Annotated in this window: 12 protein-coding genes; 10 read left to right on the forward strand and 2 right to left on the reverse strand. The window is 63.5% G+C overall.

Annotation, left to right across the window (positions count from 1 at the left end; translation table 11 throughout):
• The first annotated feature begins 85 nt into the window (after window positions 1-85).
• The 3 genes from ABD768_RS41145 to ABD768_RS41155 all read left to right on the forward strand — a co-directional run bounded on the left by ABD768_RS41145 (window position 86) and on the right by ABD768_RS41155 (window position 1762).
• Complete coding sequence (locus ABD768_RS41145; RefSeq protein WP_344850171.1) at window positions 86-784, forward strand: DUF6338 family protein; 699 nt, start codon at window positions 86-88, stop codon at window positions 782-784.
• Complete coding sequence (locus ABD768_RS41150) at window positions 777-974, forward strand: hypothetical protein (protein WP_344850173.1); 198 nt, start codon at window positions 777-779, stop codon at window positions 972-974. Before ABD768_RS41145 ends, ABD768_RS41150 begins: the two co-directional genes overlap by 8 nt.
• 293 nt (window positions 975-1267) lie before the next feature.
• Window positions 1268-1762: a hypothetical protein gene (locus ABD768_RS41155; RefSeq protein WP_344850175.1), complete on the forward strand. Its 495-nt coding sequence runs from the start codon at window positions 1268-1270 to the stop codon at window positions 1760-1762.
• A gap of 534 nt (window positions 1763-2296) precedes the next feature.
• On the opposite strand, the gene ABD768_RS41160 is transcribed toward ABD768_RS41155, so the two are convergent.
• Complete coding sequence (locus tag ABD768_RS41160; RefSeq protein WP_344850177.1) at window positions 2297-5929, reverse strand: YobI family P-loop NTPase; 3633 nt, start codon at window positions 5927-5929, stop codon at window positions 2297-2299.
• A 106-nt stretch (window positions 5930-6035) separates the two neighbouring features.
• Between ABD768_RS41160 and ABD768_RS41165 the strand changes: the two genes are divergently transcribed.
• Window positions 6036-7193 (forward strand): hypothetical protein, encoded by a 1158-nt coding sequence (locus ABD768_RS41165; protein WP_344850179.1) that lies wholly within the window; start codon window positions 6036-6038, stop codon window positions 7191-7193.
• The gene (locus ABD768_RS41170; RefSeq protein ID WP_344850181.1) at window positions 7190-7906 is read left to right on the forward strand and encodes a hypothetical protein; all 717 of its coding nucleotides are present in this window, start codon (window positions 7190-7192) and stop codon (window positions 7904-7906) included. The genes ABD768_RS41165 and ABD768_RS41170 overlap by 4 nt, the downstream gene beginning before the upstream one ends.
• 280 nt (window positions 7907-8186) lie before the next feature.
• Here ABD768_RS41170 and mobF read toward each other — a convergent pair whose 3' ends face one another.
• Complete coding sequence (gene mobF, locus ABD768_RS41175) at window positions 8187-11774, reverse strand: MobF family relaxase (RefSeq protein WP_344850183.1); 3588 nt, start codon at window positions 11772-11774, stop codon at window positions 8187-8189.
• 634 nt (window positions 11775-12408) lie between these two features.
• Between mobF and ABD768_RS41180 the strand changes: the two genes are divergently transcribed.
• The 5 genes from ABD768_RS41180 to ABD768_RS41200 all read left to right on the forward strand — a co-directional run bounded on the left by ABD768_RS41180 (window position 12409) and on the right by ABD768_RS41200 (window position 16427).
• The gene (locus tag ABD768_RS41180; RefSeq protein WP_344850185.1) at window positions 12409-12756 is read left to right on the forward strand and encodes a hypothetical protein; all 348 of its coding nucleotides are present in this window, start codon (window positions 12409-12411) and stop codon (window positions 12754-12756) included.
• Between the two features lie 11 nt (window positions 12757-12767).
• Entirely contained in the window at window positions 12768-12980 is a 213-nt protein-coding gene (locus ABD768_RS41185; RefSeq protein WP_344850187.1) for a hypothetical protein, read from the forward strand.
• A 440-nt stretch (window positions 12981-13420) separates the two neighbouring features.
• Window positions 13421-14089 (forward strand): hypothetical protein, encoded by a 669-nt coding sequence (locus ABD768_RS41190; RefSeq protein ID WP_344850189.1) that lies wholly within the window; start codon window positions 13421-13423, stop codon window positions 14087-14089.
• 32 nt (window positions 14090-14121) lie between these two features.
• Window positions 14122-15108 carry an ArdC family protein gene (locus tag ABD768_RS41195; RefSeq protein ID WP_344850191.1) on the forward strand — a complete coding sequence of 329 codons (987 nt, stop codon included), beginning with the start codon at window positions 14122-14124 and terminating at the stop codon, window positions 15106-15108.
• Window positions 15109-15125: 17 nt separating this feature from the next.
• Window positions 15126-16427, forward strand: coding sequence for a hypothetical protein (locus ABD768_RS41200; RefSeq protein ID WP_344850193.1), 1302 nt, complete (start codon window positions 15126-15128; stop codon window positions 16425-16427).
• Window positions 16428-16467: the final 40 nt, after the last annotated feature.

Raw genomic sequence — 16467 nt, forward strand, 5'->3', positions numbered from 1 at the left:
AGTCGGGCGCCAAGGATGGCGAAAACATCCTTGGCGCCCGGCGTGCAGTCTCCCATCAGTACCTCAGAAGACAGGAGGAGGCTAGGTGTCGATCCCGTCGACGAGCACCCAGTTGCTGATCTTGCTGTTGTTCGTCGTGCCGGGCTTCGTCTACCAAGGCGTCCGGGTCAACCTGCGCGGTCGCCGGCCAACCGACGTCGACCTGTCGACGAGACTCGTCGGCGCGATCGTGTGGTCGGCAATCTTTGGCCTGACCTACCTGATCATCGGCGGCCGGACGCTGGTCGACGCAGCAGGCGGAACCGGTGCCCTGATCCATCACCCCCGGCTCGGGGCCGCGATCGGGCTGGCCGGCGGGTTCGTCCTTCCGGCCGTACTAGCGCTGTTCCGGCTCTCCGACGACCACACAGCCTGGCTCCATGAAGCCAAGATCTGCCGCTGGTTCACCAACCGGCTGTCGTACGACCCGACACCTACAGCCTGGGACAAGGCGTTCCAGGACCGCAGCCCCTGCTTCGTCCGGATCCTTACCTCCCAGGAGAAGTGGATCGCCGGGTACTACGGCGAAAACTCCTACAGCTCGTCGTTCCCGGAGAAGCACCAGCTGTTCCTCGAGTACTGCTACACCGTCGACGCGGACGGCCGGATCGGCGATCCAATCCCCGACTCCGAAGGTGTTGTTGTGGCCTGTGACTCCGCTATCTCGATCGAACTGATCTCTCTCGACTCCGCTGATCAGCTCACACTGGAGAACCAAGCCGAAGGAGGGCAACCCGATGGCTAAGAACCTCCCACCAGGACACGGCGGATACCGGGCAACACCACCGGCCGCGAAGAAGAAGACCACCGGTAAGACCGTCGCCAAGAAGAGCGGCGAATCAAGCGAATGGGTGAAGCGCGACACCGGATCCGGCCAGTTCGTTCCGGCACCCCCAAAATCCAGCAAAGGCGGCCCGACCAGTGCCAAGAAATAACCCGATCCACAGCAGGCCGGCCACGCCTGGTCCGACAGAGGAGCGAGGGTGGAAACCCAAGGTGGTTGGCCCACCGGTACGGCCTCGAAACCCACCGCCCCCGCCACCCTCGTCCGGGGGCAGGCCTACCACAACGGGAAAGTAGACATCGTGCCGAATGCCAAGAGCCAACGATCAGTCAAAGGCGGCTGGAAGCCGGCCCCGCCGAAACCGCCAGAGTCGATTAGCAAGCCGCCTCCGCCTCCTCCGCCGACGTCTTCGGCAGGCGGAGCATCGTCAAAGAAGAGCACCTGATGGAGATCAGCCTCGACCAGTTGCGCGCGGTACTGAAGTCGCTGAGCGGGCCGGAAGAACAGCTGGAGCCGCCTACCGTCGTTCTTCAAGTCGTGGCCTCGCTGGTGGGCAACAGCGCGATCCACAGCGCCTTATCCATCAAAGCCCAGAGCCGAGCCGACAACGGCGACCCTGTGACTACGTGGCGGTACGTCGCTTTGACCGATGTCGGTCTTGTGACAGCGAGCCTGGCCAACGTGATTCCGGACTGGGAGCTCGACGGCTCGAACAGGCAAGATCCCCGCCCGACGATCGACGCGCGACTCATCCCGCTTCGGGAGGTGACCTACTGCCGGGTCATGGGAGTCGAACCACGCTCAACTGAAGAGTGGACCGCGAGCTGGGAGATCGGGATTCGTGACCTAGAGCCCCTACACCTTCCAACGAGCCGCAACCATCCGGATAAGGCTGCCGCCTCCAACCTTGGCAGAGCCATCGCTGACAGGCTCCGATGAGTGACCCAACAAACTTGGGACGCCGGCGACCCTGCCCCAATTGCGAGTGCTGCTCGGCTCAACTGTGCGAGACAGCGATCGAGCAATCCGGCGCATGCGACCACTCTGGGTCGGGAGCCAGCGATGACCTGTCGCAGTGCCCCTGCTGGCGCCCAGGGTCGACTGCCCGCGGGCGGTTGGCCGCGAGGCAGTGGTCGGAGTCGCCGCCGGCAGAAGATCGACCGGACGATCATCGCCCCAGTACCGCTGGTACAACGGAAACTCCAAATTTCGGGTCAGACGAGCGGCAAACCCAAACCAACCGCGCTTGCCGCAAGTCAGCTGGCAGGTCTCACGCGCCGGGACGCTTGGCCAGGAGCCTGACTACACCGCAGGTGCCGCCCCAAAACGCCGGCGATCGATACCAGCGCCGTACTATCCCCGTCTGTCAGAAAGACCACGGCCATCGCCTCGAGTACTTCGACACGGTCGAGGTCGGGGAGCGCGAACGGATCCGCCGCACGAAGCACAGTAGCGAGAGTGGGGCTGCGCCGCTCACGCGAGTCGGGCGACTCGGAGGAGTGGTTTGTTGCGGACTTTCTCGAAGGAGTGGAGATGGCCGGCTGACTTGAGCTGCTCGAAGAGGTCGCGATGAGTGTCCGGAACCGTTGCCGGGCTGACGGGGTCTGACGACGAGATCGCGTTGTAGGGGGCCGGCATCGCGCCGAAGAAGTGACCTATTTCGGCGGCAGTCAGGGTATCGACCTGGTTGACCAGCAGCTGCAGGACAGGGTAGGGCTCGGCACCGGCGGTGGTGAGAGCAACTAGCGAGCTGGAGGGAATCCGGATCCCTCCAGCGGCAAGGTAACTGCTGATGTGGGTCGCTTCGTCTGCGGTCAGTCGCGTCAGGCGGTTGGAATCGGCCAGGATTGCCGTGCGCACGCGCGCTGGCGCAATCCCTCCCGTCACGAGGGAGACCAGTTCCGTACCGGTCAGTGAGATCTGGTCCAGGTACTCCGGGAACGACTCGGATGCTGAGATCAGATCGCGCCTGATCGGCCATCGTTCTCCTGCGACCAGCTCATAGGCGTCCGGACCGTCGGTCAGTAGGTGCTTGGCGACGAGATTCGGTACCTCGGGGCCAATCTGACGAATTACGGCATCTGCAGGTAGCGATGCCTCGAGTTCCAAGGACTCGAGCAGCGGCTCAAGCCGCTCGAGTGGGACCGAGTCCGCGTTGACAATGTGGACGGCGAGCGCCTGTCGCTGCTCTGCAGACGCATCAGCGATAGCGCTGATGCTGCCCGCCTCCGCGACCAGTCGTCCGAGCGGGTCGTCGAACTCTCCGAACGACTCGAGGTAGCTCAGGATGTTCCTGGCACTCGTGGAACAGCGACGCTCTGCGACGACGGGCCGCCAGACTTGTTTCGGAACGTCTCTCAGATCGTGGACCTGGCAAGAAGGGGCACACCGCTGCAAGAGGGTGGAGATCGATTCCTCGGACACGTTCATCAGGGAATTGAGGACGGTGTCGAAACGCTCTGGATCCTCGATCGAGCGCATGTCCTGATCGTCTTCGAGGATGCGGAGGTAGTCGGACATGTTCGCCGTCACATGGATGAAGATCTCCTTGTCCTGGGCCAGGAGCTCATCGAGGGCGGTCGAACCGCCGGCCACCACGTCGAGGTTCGAGCGAGTGACTCGGTAGATGCTCAACTCGCGCGCCTGGTCGCGGAGCTTCCGCGTGAGTGGCTGGACGTCCTGCAACTGCACGCCGAGTTGCGAGAGCACCACGGCAGTGTTTCGAGGGTCGCCGTCGCCGCCCGTGGTCAACACTGGCAGAGTGCTCGCCTCGATGTCGACGATGCGCGCGACGGCGTCGTTGGTCGCGTAGGAGCGGTCCGGCGAGGAGTGTTCTAGTGCGGTGTTCAACAGGTCGGCAGACGGTACGTCCAGCGCCGCGATGAAGGTGAATGTCTGGTCCCAGATGGGGCTGAGTTTGCTGATGAGCAGTTTCGGGTGCTCTCCCCGAGCGATGTAGCTGTGAATGAACGCGGGGTCGCTGTCGTCGTGGGTCAGGTTCTCGACTGCAACCTCGGCGAGCGCCGGCGACGCAGTCAGGAGATAGTCGAAAATTGCGATGTTCTGTGCGCTGCGGGTGCCGAGGAAGTCGGGGCCGAGCTCTTCCAGAAGGTCGCGAACGTCGTGTGCCGGGCCGAACCTGTACTCGACGTCCTGTTCGCCGCGTTCAGTCACCTGCAAGATGAAGTTCTTGGCTGCCGCGCTCAAGTGGGTCTCGTAGTACTGGGCGACGTACAGCGCGAAGTTCTCGTCGATGTAGCCGGCTGTCAGCAGGTCCATGGCCAGAGGTGAACCGAGAGCCTGCGCGGCGACCGCCCTCAGCGGCTTCGGTCCACCATTTGTGGCGACCGTCAGATCTTGGGCAGCGAGGATCTTGGTCATGTTGGCCCATCGGATCGCCGCGATGGCATCCTGTGCGTCGCTAATTTGCGCCGTCCAGCTGGCGTGGGATTCCGACTGTAGTTCCTCGGGAGTTGTCGTGATGCCCGCGCCTGTGAGCAGACTCGACAATGTCATGGATCGCCAGGTGCCTGCGAGATATAGCTGGACGCCCGAGCTATTGGCTGCTGCAGCCCAGAACTCGGGAGACTGTGCTTCTGCCAGCGAGTAATGAGCTGAACCGGCCACTTGGATCCGCTTTGCCTCCGAGTCGGGGCGAGGCTGACCATAGAGCTCCTCCACTGCATGAAGGAACGCCGTGAGGCGGGCGCCGAGGTCGGCGCATCGCTCCGGTGACAGTTGGCCGTTGTCGAGGTGCTCCCGGAGCTCGCCGATGCGCGTCTCGTGGTTGGCGATCTGCTCGTTGACTAGGAATCGATAGGCGTCGTAGACCTTGTCGAGTCCGCTGGTGCCGCTTCGGATCTTCTCGAAGTCGCTGAGGTGCAGGTTCTTGTAGGCGACCATGGCGAAGAGTTGATCGGCGGTAAGACCTGGGAGCCCGCCATAGGCCGGGAGGATCTGGGTCTTGAAGACCTCGAACTCGTTGTGGATGTTGTAGATGAGCCTCATGTCCGTGATGTGGCCGGCGACGAGCTTGATGACTTCGGCGCCCGGACAGTCGGGGCTGGCCTGCATGACCTGGGACAACAGGTCTCGGGACGTCCGGGCGGTGATGAACGGAACCAGGGGGATGACGAGATCGAAGAATTTCGTACGGCTCGTGCTCGGCGGTTCTACCGGCCGGCCATGGGAGCGTGGCGCCACCATGGCCGCTGCCTCGACATCAGACCCCGCGTCCGCGTCGAGAAGATCGAAGATGCTGTCCCGGACGGCGTAGACGAACCTGACAGGACTCTCGTTCGGCTTGAGTTGCTGGGCACTGTTCAGGATTGTGTTCAGGCCGCGCAAAGTCTCGAAGATGCGTGCGTTGTTGAACCGGTCGAGATCCTCGAAGACAACGATCCGGCAACTCGTCGCGGTGAAGAAGTAGACGATCTCGTCGAGATAATCGTCGAAGTAGGAGTTGCTGGGCTTGGACAACGTCACCGTCGCTGGCCCGGCGCTGAACTTCTCCAGCCAGACGCGTCCTGCTAGCCGCCACTGTGCGACCACCGCGACGAGTGCGAGCAGGGCCGCGGCCGCGAGCAAGGTGGACGTATCGTGAGCAAGGCGGGCAGGCTTGCCGATCAGCTCGACGCCTGCCCAGAAGACACCCGCGACGAAGAGGGCGCCGACAAAGGCCGGCCACCAACGAAAGGGCTGGATCCGTCGGTAGCGCGATGAGGGCATTCGCGCTGCCGGCTCGCGGTAGAGCAGTTGCTTGACGATCTCCTTCTGGATGCGGTTGGAGGTCTTCTCGTCGTCCGCTTCTGTGGACTCGTTGGTCCCGAGGCTCGCCAGCGAGATGTTGACCACGCGTGAACTCGACCGGCGGGGGCTGAACCATGTCTTGACCTCCGCGTCCAGCCGTTGTTTGAGGCCATCCACAACGCTGCTCTTGCCGCTGCCGTACGGCCCGGTCAGGGCAATGTTTCGGGGTGCACTGGCGCTGGTCTGCTTCACCGCGTCTGTAAGGACGTCGACGTACCTCTTGTGATGCTGCTCTTCGTACCGTGGGCTCAGCTCGCGAAGGTTCAGCACGCTCGACGAACCAGGATCAACCGACATGACCCAGATGTTAGGCCGTACCGCGGACAGTACTTCGGCAACGCGGCGGCGTCGAAGCCTTCGGCGGTGGGCGTAACCCTACCCGCGCCTGTCCGTTGTTTGACTCGTGAATCGATGCATCGTCACTGCGTACGCCTTCTCGCTTGAGGTGATTCTTCCGGGCGGATCTGAGTGGCAGACACATTCGTTCGACCTGCTGGTGGACGGCGACCGGGGTTTCGAGAGCAGCATGGAGATCCAGCACCGCAAGAACACGGATCCGGAGGCGACGCCGGCCGACTTGGCGACGAAGGTGCTTCGAGAGCACGGGCCGCGGGCGCTCTATCGCACGACTTGGCACCGGAGTGCAGAGTCGCTGCCTCAGAAGGTGCGAGTGCGGTTGTGGATCGGGTCTGGCACGGCCGAGGATCCAGCTGTCATGATCGAGGCGCACGAGGACCTCATGCTGCAATTGCGACTCAAGGCTGCCGCCATTCGATGTGAAGAGGCCCGACAGGCACAGATGTTGATGGATTCTCAGTATCGAGGGCTCGTCGCAGAGGCGGTCTGGGCAGCGGGTGATCGGTCGACGGCGATCAAGAGCTACGCGAGCGACAAATGGCCCGCTGCAGAAATAGAAATGTATGTCGAGGCGCGTGAACGCCTGGAGGCGCTTGCCTCCGCTGCCCGCTCCGCAGGTATCGGGAGCGTGGAACTAGTCGACTGGGGGGTTGGCGTACCTGATCCAGAGGACCTGCGGATCGGGACGTTTGTCGTCAGTGCCTCGGAGTCTGGTCGGCTCACAATCGAGACACACGAGAACGGGACACCAGACCTCGCCGGGGCAGCGAAGTTTCTCGTTTGCGTGCGATCGGCCGGCAAGGCCTTCGAAGGGCGACCATTCGACGTCCGCGGCGAGGACGGCCTCCGCGTGAGTACCGAATCGTTTCTTGATCAGGTGCGGGACGGTGTCGCGGAGATCCGGACTGTCGACTTGAATTCCGAGCGTGGAAAGGCGACGGAGACCGGGACCGTCCTGGTTCTGGAGACCTTGCGTGCCCTGGATCCCAGACGTGATGACACCGACGTGGAAATCGTCGTAGCGATCAAGAGTCAGGAACGTAGCGGTGGTGCCTCGAGCCGTGAGGTGGCGGATCTGGTCGGTCGCCATCGGACTGGGGTCGACAGACGGCTACGACGGTTAGGCCAGCTCGGCGTTGTCGAACGAGCTGGACGCGGTCGCTTCGTGATCGGCGAACAGATGACCATGGTGCTGACCTCATGAATGCACGCAAGGAGTACGAGCGCCTCGGCGATATCGAGAAGCCGTTTTCGCTGACCAAGCAGCACGAACGCAACCAAAGCCAGAGCGAGGACATTCGGAGGGCGGTCACCTACATCGGCAGTGCGCCGTCGCTCACTCTTGAGGAGTTGGCCGCTGGGAAGCCCTGTCCGGGCTGCCTGTGGCCGCTGCACGACTCAGAGCGGTGGGAGTCGAAAGGCACGATGTTTTTCAAGACCGAGGAGCGGGAGCGGTACGACGCCGAGGAAGTCCGGTACAAGAATCTCCATGGGGAGTGTCGGGCCGGTCGCTGGGGTGTCGAGGGCTCGCTGACAAACCACTGCAGCCGGTGTTGTCCATCTCTGCCGATTTCGCCGGCGGTTGCCGCGAAGCTGGCTGGAATCCTTTCGCGACGGCCTGCCGAGTCCGAGCTGATGCGCTGGAGGCTCCGGCTCTACTGTGGGCACGTCATCGAGAAGAAGGCACACCGCACCCATCTGTCCGTACGTGCGGCGTTTTCGGGCGGCGTGCGCTGTGCCGAGTGCGGCCTTGACCCTGCCACCATTGTTGACGCTGAGGCCATCGGCATCCGGCGTGCTTCGCAGGCCGAGCCCGCGCCCCGGCAAGACAGGCGGACCAAGGCCGAATTGGCCGCGCGAGTAGTGGCCCTTGAGCAGCAGGTCGAGGAACTTATGCGCAAGGGCACGATGCAGTAGAGAGTTACCAGGGTAAGGAACCGGCGGCTTCGGTGTAGGTGCCGGTAGGGCAGGACTCGCCGGCATTTGCCTATCGGACCTAGATGCGGCCCCCGCATCCGGGGAGAGGAAGCCGCTGTTGTGGTTCAGATAGGTCACGGTCTAGCCGGGGTCTACGCAGAATGGTCTGGAATCAGGGGTCCTTAGGCTGAGCCTGTGTGAGCCCAAGCTCGCTCCCGCTGCCTCGCCGTGGACGTGATCCGCCTGCTGATGAATTTCAACGTGTGCAACCAGCGACGCTCTATCCTCCGATCTCTGCGACGGGTGATGGCGCGGATTCAGGCCTATCTGACCGCGTCTCTTCTGGGGTCAGGAGGGCTGTTTGGAGGCGGGCGTAGTCGCGGGATCGTTGGTAGCTGCGCATGGAGGGTGGTGTTCCAAGAGGTTGGTGGGCGGCGACCTGGTAACGCTCTCTGAAGGCGGCGATGTCGCGAATGTGCTGTCTGCGGGTTTCGAGGGATAGGTGTTTGAGATTGTCCTTCAGGGCATGTAGCCACGGTGGGGAATCCGGCGTGGCCTTGTCTGCTAGCCAGTTGGCTCGTTGGGTGATGAGGGACTCGAGTTCGTGGAGTGGGGCGGCGAATTGGGGGTCGGTGATGTTGGTGGCTGGGAGGACGAGGCCGGCGATCAGGGGCGGGGTGGTGTTGGTGCGGCGTTCGGCTCGGGTGGTTAGGCGTTCGACTCTGGCGTGGAGGACTGCGGCGGGGTCGTTGGCGTTGGTGAGGGAGGACTGGGTGATTGCGGTGCGGAGGGTAGTTTCGCCGTTGAGGCCGATGGCTTCGGCGCGGCGTAGGGCGGCTAGTAGGGGGCCGTATGCGGGGGAGGCTTTGATGGCGGCTTGGTCGGCTTCGTCTAGGGCGCTTGTCGTCAGGATCGTTTGGTACCGCTGACCTGTTGCTATCTGGCAGAGGTATTCGTGGATGGGGATGAGGCGGTCTAGGCGGGTGGCGTTGTCTAGTTCGGTGCGCATGACTTCGTGGGCGGAGTGTTCGATGCCGTCTTGGTTGAGGACGGCTTCGAGGACGTCTTGCATGCTTTGTTCGTTGATGGGTTCGTGCATGTCGGCTGTGGATTCGTGGGTTGTGATGTAGGCGCGGTTGCTGTGGCGGCCGCGGGTCATGCCGACGTACAGAAGTGCTCGGGTCATCTGGTCATTGACGAGCAGGTGGGCGGTGTCGACGGTGGTGCCTTGAGCCCGGTGAGCTGTTGTCGCGTAGGCGAGTTCGACGCTTTCGCGGACGTAGTCGGCTGGCAGGGTGATCGTTTCGGACTTGTCGTCCTGGACGGTGAGGGAGCCATCGGTCCACCGTCGGATGACGGTCCAGATGGCGCCATTGCGGACGAAGCTGTCTTTGCTGACTTTGAGGCGCCTGGTGTTCAGGCGGGTGACTATCTTGTCGCGGGTACCAGCGTGGGTTCCGTCGTGGAGGACTACGCCGTCGGCCTCGACTTCGCCGGCTTCGATGCGGTCCAGGCGGGCACGAGTGTTGAGTCGGATCACTGTGGCGTTGTCGCCTGCGATGAGAAGGCTGGTGCGGCCGCTTCGTTGATCGCTGCTCCACGCCTCGTACGCCGCAGTCTCGACTTCGTCCGATCCGCCGTGCATGAGGCGGTCGTGGTTGTCATAGGCGTCGATGACGCGGAGGTCTCCGGCGCGTAGGGCGAGGCTGGCGTCGCGTTCCCAGGCGTTCTTGAATCGCCAGACTTCGCTGAGTTGAGCTGCGTTGGTCTCTTGGACGAGGAGGCGGAAAGCTCCGCCGGTGTCGATGGCACCGAGTTGTGCGTCGTCGCCGACCAGGAGAAGTTTGGCTCCCACGCGGTGTGCTTCCCGGGCCATCGTGGCGAGCTCCATGGTGCCGATCATCGAGGCTTCGTCGACGATCACGAGTTGGTTCGGCCGGAAGCTCCATCGGTCTTGTTCGCTGCGTGCTCCGGCGGCTTTGGCGAGCAGGCCTTGCGCTCTTCGCCGGCGTCCGGACTGGGCAGCGAGGTTCGCCGCGGCTTCGGTTTCGGCGATCCAGCGGTGGCGCTGATCGGCGCCGATGCCCACCGCCTCGTGGACCCATTTGGCTACGTTGTCGGCGGGCAGATTGAGGCTGTCGGCGAGGACCATCGCGGCGGCGGCCGACGGAGCAAGCGCCAGCACCGATCCGTTGCCGTACTCGGCCTCCCATCGCGTTCTCAGCTCGGCCAGGAGTGTCGTCTTGCCAGTACCAGCTGGACCGACTACAGCCTCCACTCGCTGGCCGCTCTCCATGACGCGGCGCAGTACGGCAGCCTTGTCGACGGCGAGGGAGGCTGGTGCCGCGCCGAGTCGCACGGCAGGCGCCAGTTTGTCGCTGGCCAGGTCCAGCAAAACCGACTCAGCGCCGAGGACTGCCGGTGATGTGTACACCTGGCCGTTGTGGACGGTGAAGATGCTCTCGCCGTCGGAGCGAAGTTCGGCGCTCGGCACGAGTTCCGGCGCGCTGAGGCTGATGGAGTGCTGCTCGGCAGACTCGGTGATCCGGAGCAAGAGGGCCATACGGCTTTCGGTTTCGCGCATGTGGAGAAGACGGGTCTGCCGGGCGGCTTCCGCGATCACATTCCAGCGGGTCCATGTCGAGCGCTTCAGTTGAAGGGCCAGTACGACGGAAGCGCCGTACGCGTTGATCGTCTCGGCTCCCAGATCGGCGGTAACCATAGGACGCTGGTCCGGCCGGTTCATCGACTGCCTGATGATGGATTCGACTTGCCCCGGGAGCACTTGCTCGGCGCGTTTCGACCACTCCTGCATGAGCGTCGCGAGCGGGCGTGCGGCGAGCTTCGCCGGCCGATTCATCAAGGTTGCCTGCTGGCGGAGGACGTACATCTCGCTGCGTGTGGGTGCGCCCAGGCCCGTGTTTCTCTCGAGCAGGAGTGCCTGCAGGTTCTGTTCGATCTGTTCTGTTCGAGACGAGAACTCCTTGATGAGCTCGTCCGGGATCCCGTCGATCTCGAAGGCCGGATTGCGCCTCGGACCGCGCTCACGGAGATCCCAGATCGTGCCGATTCGGTTGTTGAGCTGGTCGGCGAGGAGGACGTTGTGGACCTCGGACATCGCGACTGCGGCGCTGAAGAGGACCCGACCATCCAAGGTCCGCCACTGCCCGTCTGGTGCCTGGACGCGGTTGGCGACAACGAGGTGCGTGTGGAGTTGCGGATCGCCACTGCGGGAGTCCCAGTGGTCGAAGGCGGCGGCGATGAGGCCCTTGGCCTTGTGCTGTGCGACGCCGTCCACGCCAGTTCGCGTGTAGGCCGTCTGCTCCTCGAGCAGGTGTAGTACATCGTCGATGGCTTGGTAGTGCGCTGAAGCGATCTGTTCTTGTACGCCGACGTCGGCCGTTGCCCATAGCGCCGAAACTGACTTCGCGGGGGAGAAGGTGATGTCGTATCCCGCCACGGCCTGCATCGTCCGTCGACGAGATTCCTCTCGGTGAATCTGCGCGACGGCGAGATCCCGATCCGTGCTGGTCAGGTCGTCGTCCAGGGCCGCGACGCGCTCAGCAACGCGCTGAGATACGCGAGGGTAAATGCGGTACGGCCGGCCAAGGTGTCGGCCGGTGAGCGGGTCTTGCGCTCGTCCGAAGAGAGCTTCCATCTGTGGTTCCGTGACCTCGCTCCCGGGCGCCAGCCGGCCGTCGCCGAGGTTCGCGAGACCTGCTCCGGCCCATCGACCGACCGGGTATCCCGCTGCCGCGTAGTACGCGGTGAGAGGCGTCGCCATTCGACGGTCCACGTCCCCAGTCGCGACGTTCTTGAGGAGATACTTGTAGCCGTCTCCAGCTGTCAACCGGTGGATGCTGAGCACGAGGTCAGCCGCAGCTTCGTCGTCGACTTGCGGTCTTTGCCAGAGTCAGCGCGCCTTGCAGCGCCAAGCAGTCTCGCTGAATCGAGGCGTACCTGCGGGCGAGGAATGCGCTTTCGATCAAGAGGTCGCCGAGCTCCTGGACGGTCACTTCGCAACGGGATGCTGAGCCGCATCGCTCTAGGTACGTGCGCAGAAGACTGGTGATTGCAGTTGCCGGGTTGGTCGATTCCAGGGGTTGCTCGAGTGCTGTTTGGAGGCTCCGCCACTTCTTCAGCCGACACCGATCTGAGCAGAACCGGCGATCGGAACGATGCGCGTAGAACGGCGCCGCACAGCACTCGCAGGCACGCAACCGAATGTTGCCTGTGACATCAGATCCGTGCTCGTCGATCTCCATGAACGCTCAACGTGGCTGAGGCGACCGCCCTCGTTCGCGCCGTTTCAGATGCTGAAACGCCTTGAATGCAAGAAGTGTGACAGAGGTGAAGCGGTGCGAGCGGAGGAGAGGCGCGGCGCAAGCCGCCACCGCGTGAGGCGTTGAGACCACGTGGGCGTGGTTATCCACAGATTTCAGCGAGTTTCCCATAGCAGGAGGAATCCGGCCGACTCTGTCGGTAACGAGAGGAGAGTGTCGATGGCCGACACTATGATGTCCGACGAAGAACGTCGAAGCCGCCTGGTAGCGCTGGCGACCCAGGCAGAAGCGATCCTCGAGGCGCTGGAGGCGAGGTCTCCGCGTGGTCGATGGGCGATGACGGCTTTCAGTCGCTATCGCGTGTGCGAGTTGCTCGGCATCGCGCCGTACGGAACGTTCGTCGGTGATCTCACTGCAGACCCGGTCGAGCTGCTAGAGATGGCCGCGGGCGAGGCCGACAACCTCGGCGTACCACTCGAGGACGTCGGTTGGCGGCTTGCGGTCGCCGATGCACTCAGGTCCGCCGCAGTCGACGTCCAGATGGTGCGTAATGCGGGCGAGGTATGAGGATCTCCTCCATGTCGCCAGAACTGCCGCTGAAGATGCGAGCCGGCGCGATGCCGGCGGAGATCTGGCCGCCGGATGGGCCTCGGTTGTGCGTGCGGCCGAAGCACACCTGGCCTGGCTACGTGGAGGACTCGACGTACCTCAGTTCGATGGTCGTGATGGTGAGCCCGACGCCGGACTTGCAGCCGTCGCGCGGGCAATCGGAGCAGGAGCGGATCTGCTAGCGGCACAGGATCTCACTACTGCGCGTGCGTTCGCCCAATTGAGCGAACTGGCATCCGCTCGAGCGGAGGTCGCAGGCATCGTGTTAGTCGCCGGAGCCGCTGTAGCGGCGCGTATCTCGAAACTGCCTGGCGATCAGTCCATGGGCCGCTTGAGGGAGCACCTGGCGGTCACGATGCCTCGGCTGAGGAAGATCGCGAAGGCCAACCGGAGATATCCGAACCTGGGTGCGCTGGGAGGTCTGACAGCCGGCGCGCCCACCTTCGAGCTCGATGGGCCGTCGTGGATGTCCAGAGCGAGTGTCCGATGGCAACGCGCACATGAGCAAACGGACGCATCGAGCCTGCTGACTCGCGATCTGCGGTCGACTACTGCTCAGGTGAGGACGGCGATCGGATACGCGGCTTATCTCGTCGACAGTCTGTCGCATCTTCGAGGAGGTGTGCCGCAGATTCTGCTCAGGCGACTCAGGGTGAGCCTCAGGCGAGCCGATGTTGCGGCGCAGTACACGGCCCATGGGTGGCAGCGCCGGCTCTCAGATGTTGGTGGCCAGAGCGCGGCACCCGGCGAGGCCGCCTTCAAGGAGCTTCTAGAGGCGCTGACAGAAAACCTTAGGCCGGAAGGACAGCTCCTGGCCGCCGAGGTACTGGTGCCTGATGGGCAGGCTGCCAAACGGTTTCTGGACGCGCTGGATGAACTGGTGTACTCCACTCATCGAGTCGCTGAGCTGCAGCAATCGGCGACGGCGATTCTCATCATGCAGGGACGGCTGTTCGCGCCGCGTTCGGTCGTCGCTCCTCGAGATGAGTACTACCTGACGAAGTACCAGGTAGAACGCAAGCATGTTCGCAATCCCTGGGTGCGGACCGACCGCCCTGACTGCTTCGTGGACCTGACCACCTCGCTCAGCGAGGTATGCGAAGAACTTCTCGCCAGCTCTCGAGCGGCACGCGAGCTGACCGGCGCCGGTGACGACTTGCGGCCGTACGGCGGCAAGGGCGTCGGCCCTCGTCCTCTGCCGCGAACAGACGGGCCGCTGCATCGCTCCCCGTCAGCGCCCGCCATCGATCCGGCAGCGACGCCGCAGAGTCAACCAGACCTCGGACGTTGAGTTCCTGAAGAACGACGGGACTTGGAGGCGATGTGAGTAGAGCGAAGCTCAAGACCGAAGACCTGCTGGCACGCATCGAAGCCGAAGTGCGACGGTTGAGGTCGGGCGACGACTGGAAGCGATGGCTGAAAGCGGCAGCACAGTTCCATCAGTACAGTTTCGGCAACGTCTTGCTGATCCAGCTGCAAAGGCCCGATGCCACCCGAGTCGCCGGCTACGGCGATTGGCAAAAACTCGGCCGTCAGGTGATCAGAGGAGAGACAGGCATCAAGATCCTGGCGCCGGTCTGGTCGCGAAAGACCGACACCGTTGCTCACGCTGAGCAGGATCAACCTCAGGACCGTGAGGCGAAGCCGGCAAAGGTACGCAGCGGACGCCGGTTGATCGGCTTTCGAACAACGGTTGTCTTCGATATCTCGCAGACAACCGGCGAGCCGCTGCCCGCAGGACCTACTCCCCAACCCGTGGTTGGGCAGGTTCCACCTGGACTCTGGGAGGCGTTGGCTGCTGAGGTGAGCAATGCGGGGTTCACCCTGGCCAGGGAGAAGGCCTCGGACCTCACCGTGGATGGCTACACCGATCACGACGAGAAGAAGGTTGTCGTGGCAACGCATCTCGACGACGTGAGTGCGGTGGCTTGTCTTGCCCACGAGATCGCGCACATGCGGATGCACTCCATTCAGGAGGTCGTCGCGGCCGGCACGATCATGTGCCGAGGCACGCGGGAGGTCGAAGCTGAGTCGGTGGCGTACGTCCTACTGTCACACCACGGCCTCGAGACCGACCAGTCGTCCTTCGGGTACATCGCCGGGTGGGCGGCCACAGTCGACAAGGGCACTCCCGAAAAGGTGCTCCAGGCAACAGGCCGACGAGTAACCGCGATGGCCAAGCAGCTGATCAATTCAACTGACAGGTTCCGCGGTGAGATATCGCCGGTCCCCGTGCGGCCCGAGATCTCGCGGAGTTTCGCCTATGAACTCCCAGGTGTCGAGCTCGACTTTGTGGGACCGATCCTGTGAGCTGGATAGGGAGGTTCATGGGCCGCTTGCGTGGCGAGCACCGGGCCGCTAACCGAGTTGCGGAACGGGTCATCGCCGCGCGGCTCGCACACAGGCCGACGACCGAGAAGCTGCACGAGCAGATGTTGGCCATGCAGGCGGTCAGTCGAGAACAACACCAGCGCCGGGAAGCCATTTCTGAGGCGCTCGCGCCGCTCGACGAACGCCTTCGACGGCTTCGTCTGCTCTCCGCGATCGCCCCTGATCGGCCGAGTGCGCTGACCTACACGGCGATCGCCCACGAACTGGACGAGGACCTGAACGTCATGGCCGAAGATCTCTTCGACAGACGACTCACCTTTGATGACCTGCCCACGGTTATGGAAGCGTGGATCAGTGAAGGCCACTCTCAACTCACCTGTCACGATCTACACGGCGCCGCCACCCAAAGCTTCGAGCCAGCGGGAACAGCCGGTGTGCACGATGAGGTTTGGTCATGGATGGACCGTAGTGGCGTCGACCTGGGTCATGCCGAGCTGATGGATCGCATCCAGGTCAGATGGGACAGCGCACACGACGCCGGCGAACGCGACGTCTCATCGCAACTGGGAGACGTCCTTGAAATGCTCGAAGACTTCCAGCAACAGGACGAGCTAGCCGCGATCCAGACCGCCGTCACGTTGCCTGCCGAACAACGACCCGCCTACCTCCACAAGCAGGAGACCGCCCTACGGCAGCGGGTACAGGAACGGATCGAGCATTTGGTCGATGATCTTGACCTCACAGTCCCGCGACTGGTCCTCGACGCTGAGAAAGCTCGACAACGCGAAGACGGGGCCGAGAACGCCGTGCGAGCTGCCTACGACATGTCCTTGTGGCTCGCGACGAAAGGACGTGAGCCCGACAACCGGTGGATCTCGCTGGCGTACCTGCGCAGCGAACTCGAAGAGCAGGCTGACCTCAGAGGCGAAGAGCCGTACTTGCACTCTGAAATCGATGCGGCCCTGCTGCGCCTCACGCGGAACGAAGCATCCAAGGTCCAGATGATGCACGGAGGCAACGACCTCCCTCTCTCGCACGCAGACCACCACGCTGCCATCCAGGTCGACGGCGTCGCTCACCACCTGGTCCGCATCGACTATCCGGCGGACGACCAAGAGGTTGCCGCAAGCACCCTCGACCACGAAATCCGTACCGCGCAAACCCCAGCAGTCGGCGCCGAATCCAGATGGCAGCACCGTGGCCAGAAGTCGCGATCGGGACCGCGCACCGAAGTCGCTCGATCCCTTGCGACGGAACTCGACGGCGCGGAGCGAGACACTGGAGGTCCGGCACTGTGAGCGCGAGCGACCGGATCGCGGCGTTGCAGCGGGCGCGTCA

The sequence above is a fragment of the Kribbella ginsengisoli genome (assembly GCF_039537185.1).
GTDB classification, from domain to species: Bacteria; Actinomycetota; Actinomycetes; order Propionibacteriales; family Kribbellaceae; genus Kribbella; species Kribbella koreensis.

Coding starts and splice junctions, on each gene's coding strand:
- ABD768_RS41200 (WP_344850193.1), top strand. CDS start 15,126: ATGGGCCGCTTGCGTGGCGAGCACCGGGCCGCTAACCGAGTTGCGGAA.
- ABD768_RS41155 (WP_344850175.1), top strand. CDS start 1,268: ATGGAGATCAGCCTCGACCAGTTGCGCGCGGTACTGAAGTCGCTGAGC.
- ABD768_RS41150 (WP_344850173.1), top strand. CDS start 777: ATGGCTAAGAACCTCCCACCAGGACACGGCGGATACCGGGCAACACCA.
- ABD768_RS41170 (WP_344850181.1), top strand. CDS start 7,190: ATGAATGCACGCAAGGAGTACGAGCGCCTCGGCGATATCGAGAAGCCG.
- ABD768_RS41160 (WP_344850177.1), bottom strand. CDS start 5,929: ATGTCGGTTGATCCTGGTTCGTCGAGCGTGCTGAACCTTCGCGAGCTG.
- ABD768_RS41180 (WP_344850185.1), top strand. CDS start 12,409: ATGGCCGACACTATGATGTCCGACGAAGAACGTCGAAGCCGCCTGGTA.
- ABD768_RS41185 (WP_344850187.1), top strand. CDS start 12,768: ATGTCGCCAGAACTGCCGCTGAAGATGCGAGCCGGCGCGATGCCGGCG.